This is a genomic window from Alteromonas sp. ISO5, from assembly GCF_058105165.1.
Genome location: NZ_CM176572.1, coordinates 3083240 through 3109289 on the forward strand (window position 1 = coordinate 3083240; position 26050 = coordinate 3109289).

Below are 26050 nucleotides of genomic sequence, written 5' to 3' on the forward strand. Positions count from 1 at the left end.
GGACAGGAGAAAAATTATGTTTAACCAAATTCGTAACGCAATCACACTGGCCGTCACTCTGGCCGTGGTACCTGCCACTTTTGCGGCAGGCACTGACGTCAGTAAGCTCGGCACTGAACTTAACCCACTCGGTGGCACCATGGCAGGCAATGCCGATGGTTCCATTCCGGCCTGGACCGGCGGTCTGACGGAAAAAGTAGCTGGCGAACACGCTGGTGACATTCCGCTGGAACTGTTCAAAGATGAAAAACCATTGTACCGGGTAGATGCCAGCAATTATCAGCAGTATGCCGATCAACTGACCGACGGTACCGTTGAACTGCTGAAAAAATACCCTGAGACGTTTTATCTTGACGTGTATCCTACCCACCGTACAGCGGCAGCACCGGAGCATGTCTACGATGCCATCAAAGCCAATGTAAAAAATTGTACGCTGACAGAACAAGGCTACAGTCTTGAAGGATGTATCGGTGGTATTCCGTTCCCTATGCCTGAAAATGGTAATGAGGTGATGTGGAACTTCCTGCTGCGTGTTGAAGCACCTTCAATAGAATATACCTTTAAAAACATTGTGGGTAATGCCGATGGTTCGCACACGCTGGCAACCCGCAACGAAATTTCATTCCAGTACCCGCCTTACTACGAAGATGCTGAAGCCGATGACTGGAACGGGGAATACTCCATGTTTCGTTTCAACACCATGGAACCACCTTTTAAAGCCGGTGAGTCACTGGTTATCCGCGATAGCATTGATGCCGACAGTCCGCGTAAAGCGTGGCAGTACCTGTTAGGTCAGCGTCGTGTGCGTCGAGCCCCCACCGTAGCCTATGATACACCGGACTTTGTTGCCTCCGGTGCTAACTACTTCGACGAAGTACAGGGCCTGTTGGGTCACATTGACCGCTACAGCTGGACGCTGAAAGGCAAAAAGGAAATGCTGGTGCCTTACAACAATAATGGCTTTATTGCGCCTGATGCGGATGAGGCTATTGCTGAGTTTCATTTAAACCCTGAACACGTTCGCTGGGAAAAACACCGCGTTTGGGAAGTGGAAGCGCAGGTAGGCGAAGGTAAACGTCATGCAGTGCCAACCCGTACCTATTACATCGATGAAGACTCCTGGGTGATCCTGCTGATGGACGGCTATGATGCCGAAGGCAACCTGTGGAGAACCACGCAGGTTACACCGTTTGTACTACCGTCTGTTCCCGCAGTACTGGTCAAAACGGCCACGGTTTTCAACCTGCAGGCAAAAACCATGAGTGTGATTCAGTCTCTCAATGGTGAGCGCTTCTTTGTGGTGGATACTAAGCCAGAGACGTTCTTTACCGGTGATGCAGTAGCGGCTGACGCCGTACGCTAACCACTTTGCTTTAAAGCACAGGCCCGCGTCAGCGGGCCATTCCTGTGATGTAACAGAGATAGTTATCATGAAACGAATGAACGTAGATGGCTTGTTCGGCTTTGCATTGCCCTCAATCTTCTTCACTTTTCTACTGCTGTGCGCACCGCTTCACGCCTCAGCTGAGAACGAAGCCGAATCTACACTTGTGGATGTGCTGGATGCCCCCGCCAAACAAAATAAAACCAGTGTAAATACACTGCAACTAGGCCTCGCAAGGGCTGGTAGCAAACTGGTGTCTGTAGGCGAACGCGGCGTTATCCTGCTATCCGAAGATGAGGGCAATAGCTGGACTCAAGCGAAATCAGTGCCGGTGTCAGTTACCCTTACTGCGGTAACCTTCAGCGACCCGTTAAACGGCTGGGCAGCCGGTCATAGCGGCGTCATTTTGGTGACGACTGATGGTGGTAACACCTGGCAGGTCCAACTGGATGGTTATCAGGCCGCCCAACTTGCCATGGCTGAAGCCGAATCGCTGGTAGCAGCCGGTGATGAACGCGGCGAGCGCGCTAAACGTAATGCAGGGTATCTGATTAAGGAAGGAGCGGATAAGCCTATTCTGGATATCTTCTTTGCTAATCAGTTTGATGGCTGGGCAATCGGTGCTTATGGCCTGGCTTATGCTACCAATGACGGTGGTGATAATTGGTATTCGATAATTGCCCGGCTACCAAACCCTGCCGGCAAACACCTGTACAAGGTGGTTCGCTCCAATGACGAACTGATTATCTTAGGTGAACAGGCGGCGGTATTTACCTCTGCAGATGATGGCGACACTTTCACGAAGCTCGACACGCCTTACTACGGCAGCTTTTTTGATGGTCTGCTGCTTGATGACGGGACCCGCCTGTTGTATGGCCTGCGCGGTAACGTATGGCGTCAGAGTAAAGGTAAAGGTCGCTGGAAACGGGTGAAACTGGGGTCCGAAGTCACGCTGACCAGTGGTTTGGTTGGCTCTGACGGTCAGATTATGCTGGCAGACCAAAGCGGACAACTGTTTATCAGTGCCGACTCGGCAAAAAATTTCAGCCTGATGGGCCAGGCACCCTTTGGTGGTATCACCGATATTATTCAATCGCAAAGCGGCTATGCCGTTGCAACCGCGCGCGGTTCGCATCCGGTTAGTGACGACAATCTGGTGAGTAGGGGAGCGCGCTAATGACTAAACATACACAGGGCGAAACCCTAATTCGTCATCTCGAAGACTTCGATACCAGTTCCGGACGCGTTCTGGAACGGGCCATTTTTAATTTCAGGCCAATCATTATTTTGTTATGCCTGGTAGTGACCGGGATTTTGGGCTATCAGTCAACGCAACTTACCTTAAGTGCTGCGTTTCAAAAAATGATCCCCAGCAATCATCCGTATATTCTTAACTTTCTGGATAACCGCAAACAACTATCGGATACCAGTAATGCTTTACGGATAGCCGTGCACAATACTGAAGGCAGCATTTTTGATGCCCAGTACCTGGAAACACTGCGCGAGTTAAATGACGAATTGTTCCTGATGCCTGGGGTGGAGCGGCCGTTTATGAAGTCGTTGTGGACGCCCTCGGTACGCTGGACCGGCGTAACCGAAGAAGGACTCGATGGTGGGCCGGTTATTCCGGATGACTATGACGGTTCCCAGGCATCCCTGGATCAGGTACGGTTAAACGTCGAGCGTTCTGGTGAGGTGGGGCAACTGGTTTCTGGCAACTATGCTTCCAGTATTATTCTGGTGCCTTTGCGGGAAATGGATCACGAAGGCAACCAACTGGATTACCATGCGTTCTCGGCAAAGCTTGAAGAGCTCAGAGCGAAATATCAGAAAGACGGTATTGAGATACATATCACCGGCTTTGCCAAGGTGGTGGGCGATTTAATCGACGGGCTAAAACAGGTACTGGTGTTTTTTGCGATCACTATTGGTATTGCCACCGTGGTGTTGTTTATTTACACCCGTTGTATTCGCAGTACGTTGCTGGTGGTGAGTTGTTCGCTGATTGCCGTGGTCTGGTTATTGGGTTTGTTACCGACTCTTGGCTATGAGCTGGATCCGTATTCGATACTGGTACCTTTTCTGGTGTTCGCCATTGGCATGAGTCATGGCGCGCAAAAGATGAACGGTATTATGCAGGATATCGGTCGCGGAATTCATAAGTTACTGGCGGCTCGTTATACCTTCCGTCGCCTGTTCCTGGCCGGCATTACTGCGCTTATTTCTGATGCCGTTGGTTTTGCCGTACTGATGGTCATTGATATTCCGGTCATCCAGGACCTGGCTGTCACTGCCAGTATCGGTGTCGCCGTACTCATTTTCAGCAACCTGATTTTGCTACCGGTGCTACTGTCTTACACCGGGGTTGCCCAGTCTGCCGCAAAACGTAGCATTCATGCAGAGTTAAGGGATGAAGCGGACGTTTCACACAGCAAGCATCCGCTGTGGGCATTCCTGGATCTGTTTACCCGGAAGAAGTACGCCACAGTAACTGTTATCGGGGCGATAATTCTAGGCGTCGGTGGCAGTATGATCAGCGCCAATGTAAAAATCGGTGATACCGATCAGGGGGCGCCGGAGTTGCGTCCGGACTCTCGCTATAACCTTGATAATGCCTTTATGACTGCAAACTATACTACCAGTTCGGACGTGTATGTGGTGATGGTTAAGACAGAGCAGTACGCCTGTGCCCATTATGATACGCTGATGGCGGTGGATGCTTTGGAGCAGGAATTACGGCAACTCTCGGGAGTGGTGACTACGTCTTCACTTGCCGGTCTGGCCAAGGTGGCTAATGCCGGAATGAACGAAGGTAATCTCAAGTGGTACGGCATTCCCCGTTCTCAGGGCATGCTCAATGCCATTATTACCCGGGCACCACGAGAGATGTTTAATCAGAACTGTGACCTGCTGACCATTTTCGCTTATCTGGAGGATCACAAGTCTGACACTCTCTATGAAGTGGTGCAGACCGTGGAAGCCTTTGCCGAACAATACAATACTGAAAAATTCCAGTTCTTAAATGCTGCAGGTAATTCAGGGATTGAGGCGGCTACCAATATCGTGGTGGAAAAGGCTAATACACAAATGCTGCTGTATGTTTACAGTGCCGTGATCATTCTTGCCTTTATTACCTTCCGCTCCTGGCGTGCGGTGGTGTGTGCCATTCTGCCACTGATGCTGACTTCTATTTTATGTCAGGCTTTAATGGTGTGGTTAAACATCGGCGTGAAAGTGGCAACGTTGCCGGTTATCGCCCTGGGTGTAGGGATTGGTGTGGATTACGCGTTGTATATTCTCACTGTAATGAAGTCCCGTTTGCAGGATGGTAAGTCGCTTTCAGACGCTTACTACGACGCACTATTGTTTACCGGCAAAGTGGTGGTTCTGACCGGTATTACACTGGGCATTGCCGTAGCGACCTGGGTGTTCTCACCGATTAAATTTCAGGCTGACATGGGGATCCTGCTAGCCTTTATGTTTATCTGGAACATGTTAGGGGCACTGATTCTGTTGCCAGCGCTGGCAAGGTTTTTAATGCCAGGAGCAGCCAGGCAGAGAAGTGCTTAAACATAAATTGCGGTAATGGTAAGTATTTTGCTTAATTGAAATTACGTTGTAATTAAAGTGTTAACACTTTTGGAATTAAAGGGGTATGATGGGCCAGAGATGGCCCCATACCCCCTGTTGTTGGACAGTAGTATGATTGCAGATCAACAAATAGCGCAGGAAGAAAAAGAGGTAGTCGATCGTTTTGACCTTCGCTCAAAACTCCGTTTTAACCAGGAAACAGGGAAGATCTGGCTAGGCGAAAGCCGTTTGTTGTTATTACATGCCAAAGCGCTGATGGAAATGCGCACCAAGTTATTTGATTACCTTGACGCAGAGTCCGCCAAGCGGATGCTCATTCGTATAGGTTTTGTGGCCGGCGAACAGGATGCTGACCTTGCTCACAAGCTCGCAGATAACAAAAATAATTACGATGTGTTCCGGATTGGTCCGGAGCTACATGCTTTCGAAGGCCACGTGCGCTCGCATATTACCGAAGCCGAAATTGACTGGGAAACCGGGCGATTTTTTGGCGAGGTGGTTGTCGAGAACTCCTGGGAAGCCGAAGCCCATTTACAGTCATTGGGTTTATCTGAAGAAGCCGCCTGCTGGACCATTGTGGGTTATGCGTCGGGTTACACCAGCCGCTTTTTTCGTCGCTTCATTGTATTTAAAGAAATCGAATGCATGTGTAAGGGCGATCATCACTGCAAGATTGTGGGTAAGCCTGCAGACTGCTGGGATGATGAGAATTATATTGAATTATTTCGTGACGATCCGCTCAGCCCGTCATTACGGGAAATCGAAAAAGAACTCAGCCAGCTGCGTGGTAAGCGTCAGGTAAAATATGATACCGATGGCCTGGTGGGTGCCTCGCCCGAATTTACCAGTGCTCTGAACTTGCTGAAGCGAGCGGCGGATTCGCCAATTAACGTGCTGTTGCTTGGCGAGACTGGCGTGGGTAAAGAGGTCTTTGCCCGTTGGTTACATGAGCACAGCAGTCGCAGCGAAAAGCCTTTTATTGCCGTCAACTGCGGGGCAATTCCCCATGAATTGATTGAAGCGGAACTCTTTGGGGTGAAAAAAGGGGCTTATACTGGCGCTCAGGAATCCCGCCCAGGGCGCTTTGAGCGCGCCGATGGCGGTACCTTGTTTTTGGATGAGTTAGGTGATTTGCCTTTATCGGCGCAGGTTAAACTCCTGCGGGTATTACAAACCGGTGAAGTAGAACGACTCGGCGATGATGAGGTGCGTAAGGTGAATGTGCGTTTGGTTGCCGCGACCAATGTTGACCTTCAACAAGCCATTAAAGACAGTCAGTTCCGGGCCGATCTGTATTACCGTATTGCCACCTACCCGGTCAACATTCCGCCGTTAAGAGAGCGCCGGGGAGACATTCTTATCCTGTGCAACGCAATGATAGAGCGCTTTTCAGCAAGCTATCAAAAGCGCCTGACTGGTTTGTCAGGTCAGGCGATGCAGGTACTGTCCCGCTATGAATGGCCGGGGAATGTGCGTGAACTGGAAAACGTCATTGAGCGTGGTGTGCTGCTGGCAACGGATGGCGGCTTAATCGAATTAGAGCATTTGTTTGTCAGCCCGCCGGATTTAGCCGATACCCACGAGCGCCTGAGCGAAGTCGATGAACAAGGGCAGATTAAACCGCTCAGTGCGATAGCGGAAATGGACACGCAGTTTTACGATAAGCTGCTGGAGCAGGGCGAGTTTGATTTGGCCAGCCACGAACAGCAGCTGTTTGAGGCGGCCGTGAGAAAAGCGAAAGGCAACTTAACCCATGCGGCGCAATATCTCGGTGTCACTCGCCGGCAACTGGCGTATCGGGTTAACGAAAAACCGCGCTAAAACCGATTGTGAACAGTCCCAACCCCACCGAGCGGGTTTGATCATATGATTAGCTCGTTTCGGTGTACCCTTCCTGATTTAATTAAATGGTTAACTGCCGGCAACGGTTTTATTCACTCATTTTATTTTTAATCCTAACCACCTGCTTCAGTAGGTAGTGATCATTTAAGATAGGTTTTTGCCTGTATTGCTAGCGGTTAACAAAGGAAATTGTTTATACCGTTTTGTTGGAGTCGCCGACGACATAGTTGGGAATATAGCAACAAACCTCTCCGTGATTCATTTCAGTCTCGCTATCCGTAGCATTCCTAATACTGCGACATGCCAATGGCATTCTGGTTATTCGTCACCCCGCATTACCAACCTTACAAAATTGTAAGGGCACAACATCAAACTAACAAATGCGTTATGCAAACGTTAAGTAAAATCGCTAAAAATTTACATGAAATATATAAATATCAATTAAAACAATGAGATAAAACGTTGGCATGATACCTGTATTAAGTTAATGGATTGTTGCGCTCAAGGGCGCTTAGAAGCTCATAGTGGAGAACAGATTATGGCGATGACAGGTGTATTACGTCCAGGACATGTAGCTGTACGGGTATTAGATTTGGATGAAGCGGTTAAGTTTTACAGTGATGTAATGGGACTCGTTGAAACCGGTCGTGATGACATGGGACGGGTTTATTTCAAGTGCTGGGATGAGCAGGACCACAACAGTTATATCATTCGTGAGGCCGAGCAGGCAGGTGTTGATTTCGTAGGCTTCAAAGTACTCGATACTGCCACCCTCGATAAGCTTGAGAAAGATTTGAACGCTTACGGTGTAGAAACCCGCCGTCTTGAAGCCGGTGATTTACTTGAAACCGGTGAGCGGGTCCGCTTCACGCTGCCATCCGGCCACGAATTTGAGCTTTACGCAGAGAAAACCAAAGTGGGTAACGGTATGGGCCTGATTAACCCGGCCCCTTGGTACACCCAGAGTGAGCATGGTATTGCGCCGGTACGCCTGGACCACATGCTGTTGTACGGGCCAGACATCGCTAAAGTGAAGGCCATTTTTGAAGATGTTTTGGGTTTCTTCCTGGTTGAGCGTGTACTGGCTGAAGACAACGAGTCAGAAGCGGCTATCTGGCTGTCCTGCTCGCACAAAGTTCACGATATAGCCTTTGTTGAATATCCGGAGCCTGGCAAGCTGCATCACACTTCATTCCTGATGGAAAGCTGGGAACGTGTGCTGCGTGCTGGTGACATTATGTCGATGAACAAAGTGGCCGTGGACATTGGCCCCACGCGTCACGGCATCACTCGTGGTTGTACCATTTATGCCTGGGATCCTTCCGGTAACCGTTTTGAAACCTTTATGGGCGGTTATCACCCTTACCCTGATTACGAAACCATTACCTGGACCTGGGATAACTTCGCGCAGGGGCTCGATTACCCGCAGCGTAAGCTGCACGAGAGCTTCCTGACGATAGTGAGCTAACGGCAAACCTGGAAGGACAAATCATGAACGACAGTATTGCGGCCCCGAAAGAGCAGTTCGACACCTCGTTACATTACGTGCGTGTGACAGGCAAACGAGACGACGGATTTGTGGAGTTTGAGTTTAGTGTAGGCCAGCCGGAGGTAGCACTGGAAATGGTGCTTAAACAGCAGGACTTTGAAAAGTTTTGTGAAGAACAAAAGGTGACATTCCTCGATGAGGAAGCGGCTCCCTCCGACGATGAAGAAAAGAATGCATTCCAGTGGAGTCTCCACGACGCTACCCACCACTTTCGTGACGAGTAGATAGGCAATTTTAGAGGAAAGAATTATGCAAATCGATGTACAAACGGTCAATATTGAACAGAAAAATCAGACCTTTACCCATTTAAAGAAGCGCTTTGGCGATAAGAAAATCCCATCGCGGTATCAGGAAGCCAGCTATGACCTGCAGGCCGTAGAGAATCTGCATTATCGCCCGACCTGGGCGCCAGAGCAGGAGCTTTACGATCCGAATTTAAGCAAAATTCGCATGAACGACTGGTATGACTTAAAAGATCCCCGTCAGTTCTATTACAGCACCTACACGCTGAATCGTGCCAAGCAACAGGAGACCATGGAGTCTAATTTCAAGACGGTTGAGTCGCTGAACCTGATTGAAGGCATGCCGGACCCGGTTCTGGCTGTGGCGCAGGACCTACTCATTCCGCTGCGCCATGCCAATTACGCGGCCAACATGAATAACACCCTGGTTTGCGGCTACGGTTATGGCACGGTGTTTACCCAGCCCTGTGTTTATCACGCGATGGATAATTTAGGCATTGCCCAGTACCTGTCTCGTCTTGGCCTGATGATTGGAGATGTGGAATCCCTAGAAGCAGCAAAGCAGGACTGGATGAACAGCGACGCCTGGCAGCCACTGCGTCGCTCGCTGGAAGACCTGATGTGTGTACGCGATCCGGTTGAGGTGTTCATTAAGCAAAACTTTGTGCTTGATGGCCTGCTGTATCCGTTGGTGTTTCAGCGCATTGTGGATCAAAACCTGGTTGAGCAGGGCGGTTCGGGTATTTCGATTCTTACTCAGTTCATGACTAACTGGTATCTGGAATCCAAGCGCTGGATTGATTCGGTGCTCAAAACCATGGCGGCTGAATCAGCCGAGAATAAAGCCGTATTGGAAGAGTGGATCGATACTGCTGCAAATCACTTTACGTCGGTGTTACTGCCGGTAGCAGGGTTAGCGGTAGAAGGTAATCAGGCCGACGAGCTGGTTAGCGAAGCTCACGATGATTTATTACAGCGCGCTAAAAAAGCTGGTTTGTTTAAGTAGGAATCAAGATGTCTAAAGTTTTTATTATTTTACAGGCTAATGAAGAAACCCGCTCTATTGTAGAAGCCATTGAGCAGGATAATCCAGACGCCGAAGTAGTACACGAACCGGCCATGGTAAAGGTACAGGCGGAGGGCCATCTGGTGGTGCGTCGCGAAACCATTGAGGAAGAAATTGGCCGCGAGTTCGATATGCAGGAACTCAACATTAACTTAATCACGCTCAGCGGTAACGTCGATGAAGACGAAGACGCTCTGACACTCACCTGGAACAGCTAGGAGACTATCGTGGATATTAAAAAGACCCCAAAGAAACTTAACATTAAAGAGAAGTATCGCTTAATGACCCGCGATCTGGCCTGGGAGCCAAGCTATCGCGATGAGAAAGAAATTTACCCTTATGTTGATTACGAAGGCATTAAGGTTCACGACTGGTCGAAATGGGAAGATCCGTTCCGCTTAACCATGGATGCTTACTGGAAATACCAGGCAGAAAAAGAGCGTAAGTACTATGCAATCATTGACGCCCACGCGCAGAACAATGGCCATCTGAACGTTACCGATGCGCGCTATTTAACTGCTATCAAGCTGTTTCTGCAGGGCATCAGCCCGGGTGAATATGCCGCTCACCGTGGTTTTGCCCGGGTCGGTCGTGAGTTTGCCGGAGTGGGCCCGCAGGTGGCGTGTCAGATGCAGTCGATTGATGAAATCCGTCATGCGCAAACCCAGGTACATGCTATGTCGAACTACAACAAGTTCTATAATGGCTTTAAAGATTTCGCGAACCAGCGTGACCGTATCTGGTATACCTCAGTACCGCGCTCATTCTTTGATGATGCCATGTCGGCAGGTCCGTTTGAGTTCCTGATTGCCATTGGTTTTTCATTCGAGTACGTGCTGACCAACCTGTTGTTCGTTCCCTTTATGTCGGGTGCCGCATACAACGGTGATATGGCGACTTGTACGTTTGGTTTCTCGGCACAGTCCGACGAAGCGCGTCACATGACCCTTGGTCTTGAATGTATCAAGTTTATGTTGGAGCAGGATCCGGACAACATTCCGATTGTGCAGAAATGGATTGATAAGTGGTTCTGGCGTGGTTGCCGTCTGCTGACGCTGGTCGCGGCGATGATGGATTACATGCTGCCTAAGCGCGTAATGTCCTGGCGCGAGGCCTGGAATATTTACGGCGTGGAAAACGGTAATGCGCTGTTCCGCGATCTGGCTCGCTACGGTATTAAACCACCGATGCACTGGGATGATGTAGAAAAGTCCATCGATCACACCTCGCATCAAATCATGCTGGGCTTGTATCAGTGGAAATTCGGTACCGCGTTCCATTCATGGACACCTACTGACAGTGACATTGAGTGGCTGAAAGAAAAATACCCGACCACCTTCGAAAAATACTATCTGCCGCGCTGGGAATACGCTATCGCGCAGAAAGAGGCAGGCGGTGAATATAACAACTTTGGTTTACCCAAACTGTGTCAGACATGTCAGTTACCTTGTCTGTTTACTGAGCCGGATGATCCAACTCAACTTGCACAACGCGAAACAGAGTATGAAGGTGAAAAGTATCACTTCTGTTCTGATGGCTGTCAGCATGTGTTTGAGCAGGAACCTGAGAAGTATGTTCAGGCCTGGTTACCTATGCCGTCTCTGATGCAGGAGCCGTTAAAAGGTGATCTTGCAGCCTGGATGGAGTGGGTCAGTCTTGAGCCAACAGCTTCTGGTGAATACGCCAAGTCAGAAGACAAAGCCAACTTTGAGAAATGGCGCAAGCAGGTTTCGACCGACTAATCACAGTATTTAAGCATCGCCCGGTGATGCCGGGCGACATGAGCCTGCAAGTGCAGGTTATAACAGGAGAATTATTATGGCAGTTGTAGCAAATGGTGAGTACAAATTCCCCTCACGGGACAGAGTAGAAAACTATTATGGCCATCAGTTGTTGTTTGCATGCTGGGAGCATCACATGCTGATGGCGGCACCTTTTATGTTATTTGGTGCGCCGGATCAAAAGCTCGGTGACATTATTGAACAGCAGTTGAAACCGCTGTTGCAGCCGGATCCCGACTTTGAAAAAATTGACTGGAACGCTATTGAGTGGACTAAAAGCGGTGAGCCATGGCAGCCTGACTTCAATAAAACGGTAAAAGAAAACGGCCTGGTACACAAAGAGCAGTTCTGCTTTAAAACCCCTGGCTTGTCAACATTGGTTCCGCCTCAGGGAGAATAGCCATGAGCTTTGAAGTAACCATAGAGCCATTGGGACAAACCATCGAGGTTGAAGATGATCAAACTATTCTGGATGCCGCATTGCGTGCAGGTATTTATCTGCCGCATGCGTGCTGCCACGGATTATGTGCAACCTGTAAAATTGATGTGTTGGATGGTGAAGTCGACCACGGCGAAGCGTCAAGCTTTGCCCTGATGGACTTTGAGCGCGACGAAAATAAATGTCTGGCTTGCTGCGCCATACCGGAAAGCGATTTAGTGATCGAAGCTGAAATCGAAGAAGATCCCGATTCACGCAACCTCCCGGTTCAGGATTACCAGTGTACGGTTAGCCGCATTGAAGATCTCACGCCTACCATTAAAGGTATCTGGTTAAAAATCGAAGATGCCGATGGTATAGAATTTCAGGCCGGCCAGTACATTAACCTTAACTTACCGGACGACATTGGCAGCCGGGCGTTCTCTATTGCCAGTACCCCGGCAGAGCCGGGAGAAATTGAACTGAATATTCGAAAAGTTCCCGGTGGTGTGGGCACTGCTTATATTCACGATGAGTTAAAAGAAGGTGATGAGATTACCTTTAGTGGTCCTTACGGACGCTTCTTTGTGAAAAAGTCAGCTGAAATGCCCATGGTGTTTATGGCTGGAGGTTCAGGGTTATCGAGTCCGCGCTCTATGATAGTGGAACTGCTTGAAGAAGGTTGTGAACATCCGATCACATTGGTGTACGGTCAGCGTACCCGCGAAGAGCTTTACTACCACGATGAGTTTATAGCCCTGGCTGAGAAGTACCCGAACTTTACCTATATTCCGGCACTGTCAGATGCCGGGGATGACGGTGAGTGGCAAGGTGAGGTTGGCTTCGTACATGAAGCCGCGCAGCGTGCTTTTAATGGCGATTTCAGTGGCAACAAAGCGTATTTGTGTGGTCCGCCACTAATGATAGACGCTTGTATCAATACCCTGATGCAGGGCCGCTTGTTTGAACGGGATATCTATACCGAGAAATTTATATCTGCTGCAGATGCACAGCAGGTTCGCAGCCCGCTATTTAAAAATATCTGATTTGTGTCACAGGGACGTGATACGAAGTTGCCAGAACTTTATGACCAACATCGTTGTTACAGTGATTGCCGCAATGCGCACCGCGCCCTTTGGGTTACGGTCCTTGCGGCTTTTTATTTATCACTACCTTGCAGAGGGGTAACCGTGCTGTATCAGTGACTCAAGGTTATACCTTTTAAGTATTAAATTGTTTTTTAAATGGTATTAGACGGTATGAGGTTGGGAATTTACACTGACTTTAAGTGTTATTGAGTTGTAAATATTAATTTAAGGGCTTGCGTAGCCTAAAGTGAGAGTCCGATATGCGCCAAGTAGAAAATTTTATCCGCGGAGAGTTTGTGGCTGCCAGAGATGGTAAGCGTTTTGACAAAGTATCTCCGGTTACCGGCGAGGTTATCGCCAGCGTTGCCGAAGCAGGACGCAGTGATGTGAATGAAGCTGTGTTAGCTGCCAAGGCTGCGCTTCAGGGCGAATGGTCGACCTTTACCACGAATCAACGGGTGGAGATGCTGTATGAAGTAGCTGATGAAATCACCCGCCGCTTTGAAGATTTTGTAGAAGCCGAAATGGCCGATACCGGTCAGCCTTCTCATGTCATGCGCCATGTGTTTATTCCTCGCGGCGCGGCTAACTTCAAAATCTTTGCCGACACCATTAAAAATGTGCCTACCGAGAGTTTTATGCTGGACACACCGGATGGCGCCGGCGCCCTTAACTACGGCGTGCGCACACCGAAAGGCGTAATTGGCGTTATCAGTCCGTGGAATGCGCCGTTTATGCTGATGACCTGGAAAGTCGGCCCGGCTCTGGCCTGCGGGAATACCGTGGTGGTGAAACCATCAGAAGAAACACCACTGACGTCCGTATTACTTGGTGAAGTAATGAATAAAGTCGGCGTACCAAAAGGCGTTTATAACGTTGTGAATGGCTTTGGCCCGGATTCAGCGGGCGCTTACCTGACTGAACATAAAGACGTTGATGCCATTACCTTTACCGGTGAAACCCGGACGGGCACGGCTATTATGAAAGCCGCCGCTGAAGGGACACGCGATGTATCGTTTGAAATGGGCGGTAAGAATGCTGGTATCGTGTTTGCCGATTGTGATTTTGATAAAGCCATTGAAGGCATCTCCCGTTCCTCTTTCTTAAATTCCGGTCAGGTGTGTTTAGGCACTGAGCGGGTGTATGTAGAGCGTCCCATATTCGATAAATTCGTCGCGGCATTAAAAGAAAAAGCCGAAGCGGTTAACTACGGTAAACCCACCGATGAAGGCGTTAACTATGGGCCATTAATCAGTAAAGAGCACCAGGACAAAGTACTGTCATACTACAAAAAAGCGGTAGATGACGGCGCTACAGTAGTCACCGGTGGTGGGATTCCAGAGGTACCTGAAGCGCTCAAAAATGGTCACTGGATCCAGCCGACTATCTGGACCGATTTAGCTGATGACGCCGCAGTGGTACGAGAAGAGATCTTTGGACCATGCTGCCACATTCGCCCCTTTGACAGCGAAGAAGAAGTGATTGGTCTGGCGAACAGCACCGATTACGGCCTGGCGACCACTATCTGGACCAAGGATTTACCCCGCGCGCACCGCATGGCGGCCAAAATCGATGTAGGTATTTGCTGGGTTAACAGCTGGTTCCTGCGTGATCTGCGTACCGCATTCGGTGGCACCAAACAGTCCGGCATTGGCCGTGAGGGCGGCGTACATTCCCTGGAGTTCTACACTGAGCTGCGCAACGTCTGTGTGAAGCTATAGGAGGCCTCTGATGGATAATTCACAAGTTAAAAAACTGGGCGATGAGTTGTATGACGCCATGATGTCGCGCAACACGTTGGTCCCTTTTACTGAGCAATATCCCGATATCACCCTGGAACAGGCTTATGAAATTCAGCTGCAATACATTCAGCGCCGTCTTGATGCCGGTGAGAAAATTGTCGGTAAAAAGATTGGGGTGACAAGCAAAGCCGTACAGGACTTTTTAGGTGTGTTCCAGCCGGATTTTGGTCAACTGACCGACAAAATGGTGTATCAGGAAGGCGAAACTATTGATCTTAACGAGCTGATCCAACCCAAAGCCGAAGCTGAGCTGGCCATTGTTCTGAAAGAAGACTTAATTGGTCCGGGCATTACCGCAGTGGATGTTATTCGTGCCACCGACTATGTGAGCCCCTGTTTTGAAATTGTCGACTCACGGATCACCGACTGGAAAATCAAAATCCAGGATACCGTAGCAGATAACGCATCTTGCGGTGTATATGTGGTGAGCAATATCAAAGCCGACCCACGAAAAGTCGACATCACTATGGCCGGAATGACCCTGTACAAAAATGGTGAGCTGTTCTCCACCGGAGTGGGCGCAGCAGTACAAGGCTCGCCGTTTAACGCCGTGGCCTGGCTGGCGAATACGCTGGGCGAATTGGGTATACCGTTCAAGGCGGGCGAGGTGATCCTGTCAGGCTCCCAGTCTGCGCTGGTACCGGTGACCGATGGTGACGAACTCGAGTGTTACATCGCCGGCGTGGGGGGTTGTAAAGTGAATTTTGCTGGGAGCACAAAAGTATGAAAACCAATTTAACTCAGGAACAAATTATCCGCTTCTGTGAGCGTGTGGAAGGTGCTCAGCGCCGTGCAAACGATATCGCAAAGCTCACTAATGAATACCCGGAAATGACCATTGAAGATGCTTACGCCGTGCAAAACGCGCTGCGTGCCCGCTTCATTGAGCAGGGTGAAAAGTTGATTGGCTGGAAAGCCGGACTGACCTCCAAAGCAAAAATGGTGCAGATGGGCGTTGATAAACCGTCTATTGGCTTCCTCACCGATGCCATGTCGCGGCCGGAAAATACCGCGATAAGTACCCATGATCTGGTGCACCCGCGGGTGGAATGTGAAGTGGCCTTTGTCACCAAAGCGGACTTGAGTGGTCCCACCTGTACACGTGCTGATGTCCTGGCTGCTACCGACTTTGTGATGCCGGCGGTTGAGGTGATCGACTCACGCTATGAAAACTTCAAGTTCGATTTACCGAGTGTGATTGCCGATAACAGTTCCTCTGCACGATTCGTCGCTGGCGGACGTCCCCGCTATGTGGAAGACATCGAAGTGGATGGCATTGGTGTCGCCATGGAGCTAAACGGCGAAATTGTTGAAATGGGTTCATCTGCAGCAGTCATGGGGCATCCGGCGGATGCCGTGGCCATGGTGGTTAATATTCTACACGACATGGGTGAAATACTGCCCGCTGGTAGTTTTGTGATGAGTGGTGGGATCACCGCCGCCGTCGCTGTGAAACCTGGTGATAACGTGATTGCACGCTATCAGGATTTGGGCAGCGTCAGCCTTCGCTTTGAATAATCCGGTACCTGAATGGAGAACAACCATGCCAATTCTCGAAATGCACCTGATGACAGGGCGAACGGAAGAACAAAAATGTAATGCAGCCAGAGCAGTCACTGATGCACTGGTATCGTCCCTGGGCGTTAAACGTGAGTCAGTGCGGATCCTAATCACTGAACACGGTGAACACGACTTTTTCGTGTCAGGAATGACCATGAAAGAGCGCAGTCAGGCTCAGCAGGCAGCCCAACAACCACTGAATGCAGAGGGGAAATAGTAATGAAAAAAATTAAGTGTGCGTTAATTGGTTCGGGCAATATCGGTACCGATCTGATGTACAAAGTCATGCGCAGCGAATGGCTTGAACCGGTCTGGATGGTGGGTATCGACCCTGAATCTGAAGGCTTGGCCCGGGCTAAAAAAATGGGGCTTAAAACTACCGCAGAAGGCGTAGACGGACTGCTACCTCACGTGGAAGAAGACGGGATTCAGATTGCCTTTGATGCCACCAGTGCTTATGTTCACGCCGAAAACAGCCGCAAGTTAAATGCTAAGGGGGTCATGATGATTGACCTCACACCAGCTGCTATCGGGCCTTTATGTGTGCCGCCGGTAAACCTCAAGGAGCACGCTGACAAGCAGGAAATGAACGTGAATATGATTTCTTGTGCCGGACAGGCGACCATTCCTATTGTCAATGCGGTTGCTCAGGTGCAAGGCGTTGAATACGCTGAAATTATCGCCAGTTTGTCGAGTAAGTCTATTGGTGCAGGCACCCGCGCTAACCTGGATGAATTTACCTTTACTACCTCTAATGCCATTGAGAAAGTGGGCGGGGCCAAAAAAGGTAAGGCGCTGGCAATTATCAACCCGGCTGATCCACCTATCATTATGCGCAACACCATTTACTGCCTGACCGAGGGAGAGCCTGATGAAGTGGCGATCCGCGACTCCGTGCTGAAGATGATAGAAGAAGTTCAGAAATACGTGCCCGGTTACAAATTGGTCAATGGACCGACTTTCGACGGCAATAAAGTGGCCGTGTTTATGGAAGTGGCCGGCCTCGGCGATTACCTGCCTAAATATGCTGGCAACCTCGACATTATGACTGCTGCAGCAACGCGTACAGCAGAAATGTTTGCCGAAGAAATTGCTAACGGCACCATCACGTTAACCCCTACGGAGGCCGCGTAATGAGCGAAAACAATATTATTTTACATGACATGTGTCTGCGCGATGGTATGCATGCGAAGAAAGAGCAAATCAGCGTAGAGCAAATGGTTAAAGTCGCAAAAGCGATGGACGATGCTGGTGTACCCTACATTCAGGTAACCCATGGCGCCGGTTTAGGTGGAAATTCGTTGCAGCATGGTTTTGCTCTTGCCAGCAATGAAGAGTACATCAGCGCGGTCGCAGAGGCTGTAAAACAAACGATTATCTCTGTGCTCCTTATCCCCGGCCTTGGCACCATGAAAGAACTGAAGTCAGCTTACGAAAGTGGTGCGCGCAGCGTTCACGTTGCTACCCACTGCACTGAAGCTGACACCTCACCCCAGCATATCGCTTTTGCGCGCGAACTAGGCATGGATACCTCGGGCTTCTTAATGATGTCCCACCTCAATACACCACAGGGGCTGACTGAGCAGGCACTGCTAATGGAATCCTATGGTGCGAATACGGTTTACATTACTGACTCAGCCGGCTTTATGCTGCCAGAAGATGTGACCGAAGTGATTACTCGTCTACGTGGTGAGCTGAAACCTGAAACTGAAATTGGCTTCCATGGCCATCATAATATGGCTCTCGGTGTGTCTAATTCTGTGGCGGCCATTAAAGCCGGCGCAACGCGAATTGATGCCTCGGTTGCCGGTCTGGGAGCGGGAGCAGGCAACACGCCACTGGAAGTACTGGCTGCAGTGCTTGAACGTATGGGCATTCCAACCGGGCTGGATCTGTTCAGGCTGATGGATATTGCTGAGGACATCATTACGCCAATGATGGATCACATGGTTCGCATTGACCGCGACTCGCTCACACTGGGCTATGCCGGTGTTTACTCAACCTTCTTACTCCATGCTAAAAAGGCAGCAGAAAAATACGGTATATCCGCTCGCGATATTCTGGTTGAGCTGGGACGCAAGAAAATGATCGGTGGCCAGGAAGATATGATCCAGGATACCGCCATGACGCTGGCCAAAGAAAAAGGCCTGTTAAAAGAAGCTGTATAAAATAAGGTGTCGTTATGCCTGATAAAAATATCGCCATAGTCGTAGGTGCTACCGGCACCTTTGGTGTGGAAATTGTGCGTCAGTTAATCGAAAGCGACTTGCATGTGCTGGCCGTAGGTCGCAGTGCCGATTCGTTGGCCAGTTTAACTGAAACTTATAGTGAAGTGAGTGTTGTGCAGGCTGATATCAGCCAGGACAGCGCCATTGAAGCGATTAAATCGGCCATCACAGGTCCGGTAAAAATGGTTGTGCATGGGCCTGGTGTGGCTGTTGCTGGTGGCATCTTGAAAGCGCCTACTGCAGCTATGGTGGATGCGGTAAACATAAAAGTGGGTGGTATTTTACGCTTAAGTCGCGCCGCCGATGAACACTTTTGTGACAATGCCCGCATCGTGGCGATTGGCGGTCACTACGGCCTGGAGCCCACGGAATATGCAGCGTCTGCTGGTGTGGCTAACGCCGCACTGGTTAATGTGATGCGTCAGCTTTCACTGGCTTACGGCCGTCGTGGCATTAGTGCTCACACTATTGCGCCGGGTCCTGCCGACAGTGAACGCTTGCGTAATGTTGCCGCCGCTCGTGCTGAACAGCGCGGTATTAGCGTAGATGATGTACTGGAAGAACTACTTGAAGAATCTTCTGTACATCAGTTCACTACTGCCGAACAGGTAGGTTGGGCAGTGTGTAATTTGCTGGACGCTCGCGCTATTGGCATGACCGGTTCCACCATCATGCTTGATTCGGGCCGTCGTAAAGGGTTGCCATAGGCGCTGACAAACTGCTGCGCTGGGTATTGCTGCGTTAAAACTGTTTTCAAAATCCTCATTTACTAAAAGTAAACTGCGGTTTTTCAAAGATTTTTGCCTTGCTATACCAGCGCTCGCGACGTTCGTTAGTAAGCGTTTAGGATTGATTATATCGGGTTCATAAAACCTGTTTGTCGGGAGTAGTGTTATGCCAATCGTTAAATTTCACCTTGCTGATAAAGATATCAGTGATGCGCAGATTGAGTCAGTCATCGAGCAAGCCACGCAAATTTATGCCCAGGTGCTGGATAGCCCGGTTGATCGTATTCGTGTCTTTATCGATCTGCACGCGCCTAACTTGATTGGCGTGGGTGGTAAACTCGTAAGCAAAGGTGGCAACAATGCGCCTTTCTTTGAGTTTATTGTGATGAAAGGACGCACCCTTGAGCAGCGCCAGAGCATTGCTGAGCAGTTTACCAACATGCTGGCAACTACGCTCAGGGTCGATAAGGCTGATATTCGTGGCAATTGCTACATCGTAGAGCCGGAGAACTGGAGCATCGCTGGCAGCCTGGCGTCGGAAATACGTAAAGCCGAAATCGAAGCCAGAGCGCAAGCCGGCGCATAATCAACAGTAAATCGCGCCGGGGCAGGGGAGAGCACTATGACCTATACGATCGACATTATAAACACCCAGGAAAGTTATTCTTGTCGTGCCAATGAGTCGTTGTTGGACGGTATGGCGCGCCTTGGACGCAAAGGGATCCCGGTGGGCTGTCGCGGCGGCGGCTGCGGGATCTGTAAAATTCAGATTGAGACCGGCCAGTATACGGCAAAAAAGATGAGTCGCTGTCATATTAGTGAAGAAGAGCAGGCGGCGGGCGTGGTGTTGGCGTGTAAAGTGTTTCCGCTGTCGGACATTACTCTGCGGGTGACGGGTAAATGTCAGCGCCAGTTTGAGCGCAAATGTGTCAAAGCGGAAACCTTTCTGCTAGCAACCAGTGAAAGTGGGGAATAGCTTCCTCCGGGAAAAAGAGCACGAGGTGCGGATAATTTGGACATTATCAACACTTTTTTGACAGGGCGTTCGCGCCCTGTTTTTTTTGCTGAAAATATTTCAGGGTGCCTGCCATAATTGCACACTCATTATACGGTCTTTTATAAAGCTATTACTTTACTTAATCTAAAACAGTAACTTATAACCTGGCGCAAAGATTGTATCGTCTTTAGTAAAGGTAAGAATAAAAGACGGGGTACAGTATGTCTGATCAAAACTATCGTACAAAATTAGTGGATGCGGATCAGGTACAGGTTGCATCGGTTTTCGATTCGAAACTCAACGCTAAGAAAGCGATTGAACAAGTGGTGCGCGGCACCGATGTGGGGGCGCAGCAGGTAACGCTGATTGAACCTGATGACAGTGACTTTAACCGCAAGTTGGAGGGTGACAGTAAGGTACTGGGTAAGATGATGTGGTATTCCCATTTACTGCTCGGCGCAGCAGGGCTGGTGGTAGGATTATTTACCGCCTATTTGCTGGTTAATATTGGTCCTGCCCTTACGCAGCAGAATCCGCTGGCCACCTACATTGGGGTAATTTCGCCCGGCATTTTTATTGGACTGTTTTTGGCCGGATTGCTGAGCTTGCGACCCGATCGCACGCAGATTATCGAGGTGGTCAGAAAAGCGGTTAAGGCAAAACACTATGCGGTGGTAGTAAATCTGAAAAGCGGCCAGTCAGTGTCGAAGGTGCGCGATATGTTCAGCCGTCACAGTAGTCAGGTCGTGGAATCGATTCAGTAAACTATTTATTTAGCGTTCAAAGCACTCACAATTTGTGAGTGTTTTGTCGTAACATAGCCCTATCTATTGTTTTCACACAGGCATGTTCGTTATGGCTATTCATGAAATCACCCACCCACTTATTCAACATAAAATTGGCCTGATGCGCGAAGCTTCCATCAGCAGTAAGGATTTTCGGGAACTGGCAGGCGAAGTAGGCAACCTGTTAACCTACGAGGCCACACGCCATCTGCCGGTCGAGCTGGTAGACATTAAAGGCTGGACCGGTGAAAGCCTTAAAGTCAAAAGTATCAAAGGCAAAAAAATTACCGTAGTGCCTATACTTCGGGCTGGGCTGGGTATGCTCGACGGCGTGCTGAACCTCATTCCCAATGCCAAGATCAGCGTAGTCGGGTTATACCGCGATGAAGAAACTCTGCAACCTGTGGCCTATTTTGACAAAGTGGTTAAAAATATCGACAAGCGCACTGCGTTAATTGTTGATCCCATGCTGGCAACTGGCGGTACACTGATTGCCACTATCGACCTGCTTAAACAGAAAGGCTGCAAAAAAATCATGGGGCTGTTTTTGGTGGCAGCACCAGAAGGTATTGCGGCGGTAGAAGCTGTGCATCCCGACGTCGATATCTACACTGCATCCATAGACGACCGGCTGAATGAAAAAGGCTATATCTTGCCGGGTCTGGGCGATGCCGGCGACAAAATATTCGGTACCCGCTGAGTGAATTTCCTGGCAAAACCAACCTGGCTTTCCCGTAAATAAAAAGGTTAAACGATTTAGAAAGCTTAACCTTTTGTTTTATGCTAGAATTATTTTTAACATTTTTTTAAACTTAATGAAATTAAGAGCGTCTTAAGATACGTTAAGAAGATCGTAGCAATATACTAGGTTGGGAATTGTTGATAACTCTATGAAAAAGCTTACTTTAAAAGATGTTGCTAAGCAGCTCGGTGTTTCTACAGCAACTATTTCAAATGCATTTAATCGCCCTGATCAGTTATCTGCTAATAAGCGCACCGAAATCCTCGAAGCCTGTAAAGAAATTGGCTACACTGGCCCTAATCGTGCCGCTCAGATCCTGCGCAAGGGGCAGTCGAACATCGTTGCTCTGGTGCTGGCTGACAGCCTTGACTATATGGTCACTGATCCGGTCGCTAGTACCTTTATCCAGGGGGTATCGCGAGTGCTACGTGAAAATCAAAAACATCTGCTGTTGTATGCCGGCGATTCAGAAAATATCACCGATGTGGTGGATTTTGTTGATGGGTTTATTTGCTACGGTGCGCCACGTAATGGCGCTTTATCAACGCAGCTAAATCAACAGAGTAAACCGGTGGTAACGGTGGACTTTAACCTCGAAGGCCGCCCGGCAGTTAACATCGATAACGAACAAGCCAGCTATGAAATTGCCAAAGCGGCGCTCAGACCAGGTGATCGGGTCGCTATCCTTGGGCTGCGCCTTATTGATTCGCCCAACACCTGCCGCATTTATGACAGCCCACTGCTCGACGCCGAGTCATCCATTACTCATCGTCGTCTGGATGGCTATTGCCGGGCGTTAAAAGAGACAGGCATCAGGGTTGAAACCGACTGGATCTGGAACCTGCCGGAAAATGCCGGTATGTACGCTGTTCAGGCCGCCAGGGAAGTATTGCAAAGCTCCCCGCGACCCGATGTGATCCTATGCATGAGTGACATTATTGCCCTTGAATTGCTGCAGTGTGCGCTCACTATGGGAATTGATATTCCCGGTGAGTTACGGATTACCGGCTTTGACGGCATTGAAGAGGCAGCCAGGACCCGACCCTATATGGCTACGGTATGCCAGTCGAGTGTGGAAAAAGGGATGGAAGCCGCAAAACTGCTGTTGTCTGGCGACAATACCTCTTCGTCTTTACCTTACGAAATCAAATTAGGCGAAACCATCTAGTTAACGCCCGGATCCAGCCGGGCTAAAGTTAAGCAAACAGCCTTCAAAAAATGCTGCCAGTTGGTTTTGTTTAAACAGATCCGTGGCGGCAACACCTCTGTCCAGAGGCGGGAAAGCGCCGTAACCAGCCAATAAGCAGTGCCATGAAGTGGTGCCAAAGTGAGAGTTGAGTTGCTGCCGCTGAATTTCCTGGCCCAGGTCGCCCCTGCGGTACCAGGCGTTGAGTAAATGCAGTAGTGAATCAGACAGGTTTTCGTTATTTTGATTGGCCAGCCAGTATTCGCTGTCAGCGCGCGTATTAAGTCGATAGTGAGCAACAATATAATCCCGCACCCGTTCGAATCGTTCACTAATAAGCTGGTTATAGGCACTGCGCTGAGTCTCTGTAAAGCCCCCCTTATCAACGTGATTGAGGAAAATCTCCACGCTGGTCTGCACCAGATGCAGCGCCGTGGCTTCAAGGGGCTCAATAAACCCCTGCGACAGACCAACCGCCAGACAGTTTTTAATCCAGTGGCGCTCCACCTGCCCAACGTTCATGGTCAGTTTACGTAACGTTGCTGACTCCTCATCCACACCTACATGTCGGCATAGCTCCCTGGCTGCTTGGTCATCACTGATAAAGTCACTGCTGTATACATAGCCATTACCAGTGCGGTTTGTCAGTGGGATCTGCCACGCCCAGCCGGCAGAGAGCGCCGTAGCGCGGGTTTCAACGGGGAGTTCGGTTTGCGCCGGAGTCGGGCAAACGACCGCAGAGTCGTTAAACAGATTGTCTTTAAACGAGTTAAACTTAACACCTAAGGTTTTTTGCAGTAGCAATGATTGAAAGCCGGTGCAATCGATAAAAAAGTCGCCCTCAACACGCTCGCCTTCTTTACTGTGTAAAGCGGCAATATCGCCGTTGGAATGGCAGGCTATGTCGGTAATATTAAGCGCTTTGTGCACAACGCCGAGTCCCTGCGCATGGCGTTTTAAGAACTCACCCACCAGACCCGAGTCGAAATGGTAGCCGTATTCAATGCGAAACGGAAAGTTTGCCGGGGTCACCGGGCTGCGCTGGTGTTTTGCCAGCCAGCCGTTAAACAAAAATGCATCAGGGCAGGTGATAACATCCTGCCCTAAGCGGCGGTGAAAGCAGTTCACATAAAAGGAACGTTCGCTAAAGGTGTCGAGCTGGCTGATAAACGGGTGTGAATAACTGCTAATATTTGCGCCGGGACTCCAGCCGTCAAAACGAATACTGACTTTATAGGTGGCGTTACACGCTGGCATCCACTCCTGCTCGGCAATGCCCATGTCGCCGAAGAAGCGCTTTAAGGTAGGCGTGGAACCTTCACCAACGCCAATAATGCCAATATCCGGTGACTCCACTAAAGTGATTGTTACCGGCTGATTCAACCAGCGTTTAGCCAGCAGGTTGGCGGTCATCCAGCCGGCCGTACCACCGCCGGCGATGACAACGTGTAACGGCCTGACACTCATGCGCTGGTGTACCGCTCTATGAATTCGTCATGGCCAAGTAGCTTGGCTACCGGTTGCTGTTTGGCCTGTTGAATTTGCTGCATGGCGTTAAGCAGGGTTTGATCATCCATGGCGTTTACCGCTGCATGATAATCCTGGGGGAACAGACCTTGCCCCATCATCACCTGAACCCAGGAAGCATCACGGAAAATGTCATTTTGTTCATTGAAAATAGCGGCGGTTTCCTTAAATGCCTCAATCTTCTGCGCCAGTCGGTCAGGAATAGCCATTTCGCGCATGGCTAGCCAAAACTCGCTGTCATCACGCTCATTGACATGATAATGCAAAATAATGAAGTCGCGGATGGTTTCAAACTCATCCTTTGACTCAGCGTTATACATATTCACCATAACAGGAGATATGCCGTGATTGGGAAACATCTTCATCAGCCGGATAATAGCGGACTGAATAAGGTGGATACTGGTAGACTCCAGTGGTTCAAGGAAGCCGCTGGATAAGCCGATAGCCACCACATTTTTACACCACTGCTGGTCAGTACGCCCGGTGTTAAAGCGAATAGTGCGAGGTTCGCCCAGTGCTTTAGTGTCGAGGTTACCGAGCAGGGTCTCGCTTGCCTGCTCATCCGTGGTAAAGCGCGAGCTATAGACAATACCATTGCCGTTACGGTGAGTTAGTGGAATGCGCCACTGCCAACCGCAACTGTGAGCAATACTGCGTGTATAGGGCAGGGTTTTATCAAACCGCTCACTGGGTACGGCCTGCGCCGAATCGGCGGGCAACCAGTGACTCCAGTCTTCATAAGTTACGCCCAGCGTTTTGCGGATGAGCAGACCGTTTAACCCAGTACAGTCGATGAATAAATCACCCTCAATCTGCCGTCCATCAGTTAGCTGTAACCCGGTGATAAAACCGCTTTGGGAGTGTTGCTGAACATGCTCAATAATGCCTTCGCTGCGTTTCACTCCACCTTGTTCTGCAAAGCGGCGCAGGAATTGCCCGTACAGCGCTGAGTCGAAGTGATAGGCGTAGGGCATGTTATAGAGCGGATTCTGGGTATTTATTTTATTAAACTTGCCCTGTTGGCAGGCAAGATAATTCAGGTCGAAGTCCCAGAATGAGTGGTCTAAGCCGGCCTCTCTGGCTTTTAGCCAGTAATGATGGAAACTACAAAAACCCATGGTAGTGCCGGGCGCACCAAAGGTGTGGAAGTAGCTCTCACCATGCACCCGCCAGTTTTCAAACTTAATCGCTAGTTTAATAGTACCCTGAGTTTCTCTGAGAAAGGCTTTCTCATCGATCCCTAAAAAGCGGTTAAAAGTTTGAATTGGCGGGATGGTCGCTTCGCCAACACCCACAATACCAATTTGCTCTGACTCAACAAGTTCGATAGTGACGCTGTTTCCCAGTACTTTGTTGAGCAGCGCTGCGGTCATCCAGCCGGCGGTGCCGCCACCGGCAATGACTACTTTTTTAATTGCATCAGGCATGAATCATCCTCAGAGCATGTTTTCATCGGTTTGCTTTTGACTCTAGTGAAGTTAAAGTGAAAAGCAAACCGGTTGGAACAAAAAAGCCCCACTAAGGCGGGGCTTTT

At 49.6% G+C, this 26050-nt stretch carries 24 protein-coding genes and 2 pseudogenes; 24 read left to right on the top strand and 2 right to left on the bottom strand.

All coding sequences use genetic code 11. The features are described 5' to 3' along the window. Nucleotides 1–16 precede the first annotated feature (16 nt). The 24 genes and pseudogenes from AC2T0J_RS13785 (at nt 17) to AC2T0J_RS13900 (ending at nt 22971) form a co-directional block, all read left to right on the top strand. A complete protein-coding gene (locus tag AC2T0J_RS13785; RefSeq protein WP_489806375.1) occupies nt 17–1363 on the top strand; it encodes a DUF1329 domain-containing protein in 1347 nt (448 codons plus the stop codon). 67 nt (nt 1364–1430) lie between these two features. Then, entirely contained in the window at nt 1431–2561 is a 1131-nt protein-coding gene (locus AC2T0J_RS13790; protein ID WP_296049446.1) for a WD40/YVTN/BNR-like repeat-containing protein, read from the top strand. A gap of 578 nt (nt 2562–3139) precedes the next feature. Beyond that, nucleotides 3140–3709: pseudogene (locus AC2T0J_RS13795) on the top strand (MMPL family transporter); the annotation flags it as partial. A 645-nt stretch (nt 3710–4354) separates the two neighbouring features. Next, nucleotides 4355–4954, top strand: a pseudogene (locus AC2T0J_RS13800) (MMPL family transporter); the annotation flags it as partial. Nucleotides 4955–5086: 132 nt separating this feature from the next. After that, a complete protein-coding gene (locus tag AC2T0J_RS13805) occupies nt 5087–6796 on the top strand; it encodes a sigma 54-interacting transcriptional regulator (RefSeq protein WP_489806376.1) in 1710 nt (569 codons plus the stop codon). 559 nt (nt 6797–7355) lie between these two features. Beyond that, nucleotides 7356–8285, top strand: coding sequence for a catechol 2,3-dioxygenase (locus AC2T0J_RS13810; RefSeq protein ID WP_105935986.1), 930 nt, complete (start codon nt 7356–7358; stop codon nt 8283–8285). Nucleotides 8286–8308: 23 nt separating this feature from the next. Further along, nucleotides 8309–8590: a phenol hydroxylase subunit gene (locus tag AC2T0J_RS13815; protein ID WP_105935987.1), complete on the top strand. Its 282-nt coding sequence runs from the start codon at nt 8309–8311 to the stop codon at nt 8588–8590. Between the two features lie 25 nt (nt 8591–8615). Then, on the top strand, nt 8616–9614 hold the full coding sequence (locus AC2T0J_RS13820) for a ferritin family protein (protein ID WP_489806377.1): 999 nt from the start codon (nt 8616–8618) through the stop codon (nt 9612–9614). A gap of 8 nt (nt 9615–9622) precedes the next feature. Continuing rightward, on the top strand, nt 9623–9892 hold the full coding sequence (locus tag AC2T0J_RS13825; RefSeq protein WP_105935989.1) for an MmoB/DmpM family protein: 270 nt from the start codon (nt 9623–9625) through the stop codon (nt 9890–9892). Nucleotides 9893–9901: 9 nt separating this feature from the next. Then, nucleotides 9902–11416, top strand: coding sequence for a YHS domain-containing protein (locus tag AC2T0J_RS13830; protein WP_489806378.1), 1515 nt, complete (start codon nt 9902–9904; stop codon nt 11414–11416). 76 nt (nt 11417–11492) lie between these two features. After that, nucleotides 11493–11855, top strand: a complete 363-nt coding sequence (locus AC2T0J_RS13835; RefSeq protein WP_489806379.1) for a phenol hydroxylase subunit P4 — start codon at nt 11493–11495, stop codon at nt 11853–11855. 2 nt (nt 11856–11857) lie between these two features. Next, nucleotides 11858–12919, top strand: a complete 1062-nt coding sequence (locus tag AC2T0J_RS13840; protein WP_489806380.1) for an NADH:ubiquinone reductase (Na(+)-transporting) subunit F — start codon at nt 11858–11860, stop codon at nt 12917–12919. 302 nt (nt 12920–13221) lie between these two features. Beyond that, nucleotides 13222–14682, top strand: a complete 1461-nt coding sequence (locus tag AC2T0J_RS13845; RefSeq protein ID WP_489806381.1) for a 2-hydroxymuconic semialdehyde dehydrogenase — start codon at nt 13222–13224, stop codon at nt 14680–14682. 10 nt (nt 14683–14692) lie between these two features. Then, nucleotides 14693–15490, top strand: a complete 798-nt coding sequence (gene dmpE / locus AC2T0J_RS13850) for a 2-oxopent-4-enoate hydratase (protein ID WP_489806382.1) — start codon at nt 14693–14695, stop codon at nt 15488–15490. After that, nucleotides 15487–16281, top strand: a complete 795-nt coding sequence (gene dmpH, locus AC2T0J_RS13855) for a 2-oxo-3-hexenedioate decarboxylase (RefSeq protein WP_489806383.1) — start codon at nt 15487–15489, stop codon at nt 16279–16281. Before dmpE ends, dmpH begins: the two co-directional genes overlap by 4 nt. A gap of 25 nt (nt 16282–16306) precedes the next feature. Beyond that, nucleotides 16307–16540, top strand: a complete 234-nt coding sequence (locus tag AC2T0J_RS13860; protein ID WP_489806384.1) for a tautomerase family protein — start codon at nt 16307–16309, stop codon at nt 16538–16540. Nucleotides 16541–16542: 2 nt separating this feature from the next. Further along, complete coding sequence (locus AC2T0J_RS13865; protein WP_489806385.1) at nt 16543–17457, top strand: acetaldehyde dehydrogenase (acetylating); 915 nt, start codon at nt 16543–16545, stop codon at nt 17455–17457. Then, a complete protein-coding gene (gene dmpG / locus AC2T0J_RS13870) occupies nt 17457–18491 on the top strand; it encodes a 4-hydroxy-2-oxovalerate aldolase (protein WP_489806386.1) in 1035 nt (344 codons plus the stop codon). The genes AC2T0J_RS13865 and dmpG overlap by 1 nt, the downstream gene beginning before the upstream one ends. Before the next feature lie 14 nt (nt 18492–18505). Next, entirely contained in the window at nt 18506–19258 is a 753-nt protein-coding gene (locus tag AC2T0J_RS13875) for an SDR family NAD(P)-dependent oxidoreductase (protein ID WP_489806387.1), read from the top strand. A 187-nt stretch (nt 19259–19445) separates the two neighbouring features. Further along, complete coding sequence (locus tag AC2T0J_RS13880; RefSeq protein WP_489806388.1) at nt 19446–19865, top strand: tautomerase family protein; 420 nt, start codon at nt 19446–19448, stop codon at nt 19863–19865. Nucleotides 19866–19901: 36 nt separating this feature from the next. Continuing rightward, nucleotides 19902–20255 carry a 2Fe-2S iron-sulfur cluster-binding protein gene (locus tag AC2T0J_RS13885; RefSeq protein ID WP_489806389.1) on the top strand — a complete coding sequence of 118 codons (354 nt, stop codon included), beginning with the start codon at nt 19902–19904 and terminating at the stop codon, nt 20253–20255. 242 nt (nt 20256–20497) lie between these two features. Next, nucleotides 20498–21040 (top strand): hypothetical protein, encoded by a 543-nt coding sequence (locus AC2T0J_RS13890; RefSeq protein ID WP_489806390.1) that lies wholly within the window; start codon nt 20498–20500, stop codon nt 21038–21040. Between the two features lie 91 nt (nt 21041–21131). Continuing rightward, the gene (gene upp / locus AC2T0J_RS13895) at nt 21132–21761 is read left to right on the top strand and encodes a uracil phosphoribosyltransferase (RefSeq protein WP_489806391.1); all 630 of its coding nucleotides are present in this window, start codon (nt 21132–21134) and stop codon (nt 21759–21761) included. A gap of 190 nt (nt 21762–21951) precedes the next feature. After that, complete coding sequence (locus tag AC2T0J_RS13900) at nt 21952–22971, top strand: LacI family DNA-binding transcriptional regulator (RefSeq protein ID WP_489806392.1); 1020 nt, start codon at nt 21952–21954, stop codon at nt 22969–22971. Here the strand turns inward: AC2T0J_RS13900 and AC2T0J_RS13905 are convergent, their stop codons facing one another. Together AC2T0J_RS13905 and AC2T0J_RS13910 are read right to left on the bottom strand one after the other, a co-directional pair. Then, on the bottom strand, nt 22972–24456 hold the full coding sequence (locus tag AC2T0J_RS13905) for a tryptophan halogenase family protein (protein ID WP_489806393.1): 1485 nt from the start codon (nt 24454–24456) through the stop codon (nt 22972–22974). Then, the gene (locus tag AC2T0J_RS13910; RefSeq protein WP_489806394.1) at nt 24453–25943 is read right to left on the bottom strand and encodes a tryptophan halogenase family protein; all 1491 of its coding nucleotides are present in this window, start codon (nt 25941–25943) and stop codon (nt 24453–24455) included. Before AC2T0J_RS13910 ends, AC2T0J_RS13905 begins: the two co-directional genes overlap by 4 nt. Nucleotides 25944–26050 lie beyond the last annotated feature (107 nt).

What these genes read in the sequence shown, in the direction of transcription:
- AC2T0J_RS13785 (WP_489806375.1), top strand. Translation starts at nt 17, where the DNA reads ATGTTTAACCAAATTCGTAACGCAATCACACTGGCCGTCACTCTGGCC.
- AC2T0J_RS13790 (WP_296049446.1), top strand. Translation starts at nt 1,431, where the DNA reads ATGAAACGAATGAACGTAGATGGCTTGTTCGGCTTTGCATTGCCCTCA.
- AC2T0J_RS13805 (WP_489806376.1), top strand. Translation starts at nt 5,087, where the DNA reads ATGATTGCAGATCAACAAATAGCGCAGGAAGAAAAAGAGGTAGTCGAT.
- AC2T0J_RS13810 (WP_105935986.1), top strand. Translation starts at nt 7,356, where the DNA reads ATGGCGATGACAGGTGTATTACGTCCAGGACATGTAGCTGTACGGGTA.
- AC2T0J_RS13815 (WP_105935987.1), top strand. Translation starts at nt 8,309, where the DNA reads ATGAACGACAGTATTGCGGCCCCGAAAGAGCAGTTCGACACCTCGTTA.
- AC2T0J_RS13820 (WP_489806377.1), top strand. Translation starts at nt 8,616, where the DNA reads ATGCAAATCGATGTACAAACGGTCAATATTGAACAGAAAAATCAGACC.
- AC2T0J_RS13825 (WP_105935989.1), top strand. Translation starts at nt 9,623, where the DNA reads ATGTCTAAAGTTTTTATTATTTTACAGGCTAATGAAGAAACCCGCTCT.
- AC2T0J_RS13835 (WP_489806379.1), top strand. Translation starts at nt 11,493, where the DNA reads ATGGCAGTTGTAGCAAATGGTGAGTACAAATTCCCCTCACGGGACAGA.
- AC2T0J_RS13840 (WP_489806380.1), top strand. Translation starts at nt 11,858, where the DNA reads ATGAGCTTTGAAGTAACCATAGAGCCATTGGGACAAACCATCGAGGTT.
- AC2T0J_RS13845 (WP_489806381.1), top strand. Translation starts at nt 13,222, where the DNA reads ATGCGCCAAGTAGAAAATTTTATCCGCGGAGAGTTTGTGGCTGCCAGA.
- dmpE (WP_489806382.1), top strand. Translation starts at nt 14,693, where the DNA reads ATGGATAATTCACAAGTTAAAAAACTGGGCGATGAGTTGTATGACGCC.
- dmpH (WP_489806383.1), top strand. Translation starts at nt 15,487, where the DNA reads ATGAAAACCAATTTAACTCAGGAACAAATTATCCGCTTCTGTGAGCGT.
- AC2T0J_RS13860 (WP_489806384.1), top strand. Translation starts at nt 16,307, where the DNA reads ATGCCAATTCTCGAAATGCACCTGATGACAGGGCGAACGGAAGAACAA.
- AC2T0J_RS13865 (WP_489806385.1), top strand. Translation starts at nt 16,543, where the DNA reads ATGAAAAAAATTAAGTGTGCGTTAATTGGTTCGGGCAATATCGGTACC.
- dmpG (WP_489806386.1), top strand. Translation starts at nt 17,457, where the DNA reads ATGAGCGAAAACAATATTATTTTACATGACATGTGTCTGCGCGATGGT.
- AC2T0J_RS13875 (WP_489806387.1), top strand. Translation starts at nt 18,506, where the DNA reads ATGCCTGATAAAAATATCGCCATAGTCGTAGGTGCTACCGGCACCTTT.
- AC2T0J_RS13880 (WP_489806388.1), top strand. Translation starts at nt 19,446, where the DNA reads ATGCCAATCGTTAAATTTCACCTTGCTGATAAAGATATCAGTGATGCG.
- AC2T0J_RS13885 (WP_489806389.1), top strand. Translation starts at nt 19,902, where the DNA reads ATGACCTATACGATCGACATTATAAACACCCAGGAAAGTTATTCTTGT.
- AC2T0J_RS13890 (WP_489806390.1), top strand. Translation starts at nt 20,498, where the DNA reads ATGTCTGATCAAAACTATCGTACAAAATTAGTGGATGCGGATCAGGTA.
- upp (WP_489806391.1), top strand. Translation starts at nt 21,132, where the DNA reads ATGGCTATTCATGAAATCACCCACCCACTTATTCAACATAAAATTGGC.
- AC2T0J_RS13900 (WP_489806392.1), top strand. Translation starts at nt 21,952, where the DNA reads ATGAAAAAGCTTACTTTAAAAGATGTTGCTAAGCAGCTCGGTGTTTCT.
- AC2T0J_RS13905 (WP_489806393.1), bottom strand. Translation starts at nt 24,456, where the DNA reads ATGAGTGTCAGGCCGTTACACGTTGTCATCGCCGGCGGTGGTACGGCC.
- AC2T0J_RS13910 (WP_489806394.1), bottom strand. Translation starts at nt 25,943, where the DNA reads ATGCCTGATGCAATTAAAAAAGTAGTCATTGCCGGTGGCGGCACCGCC.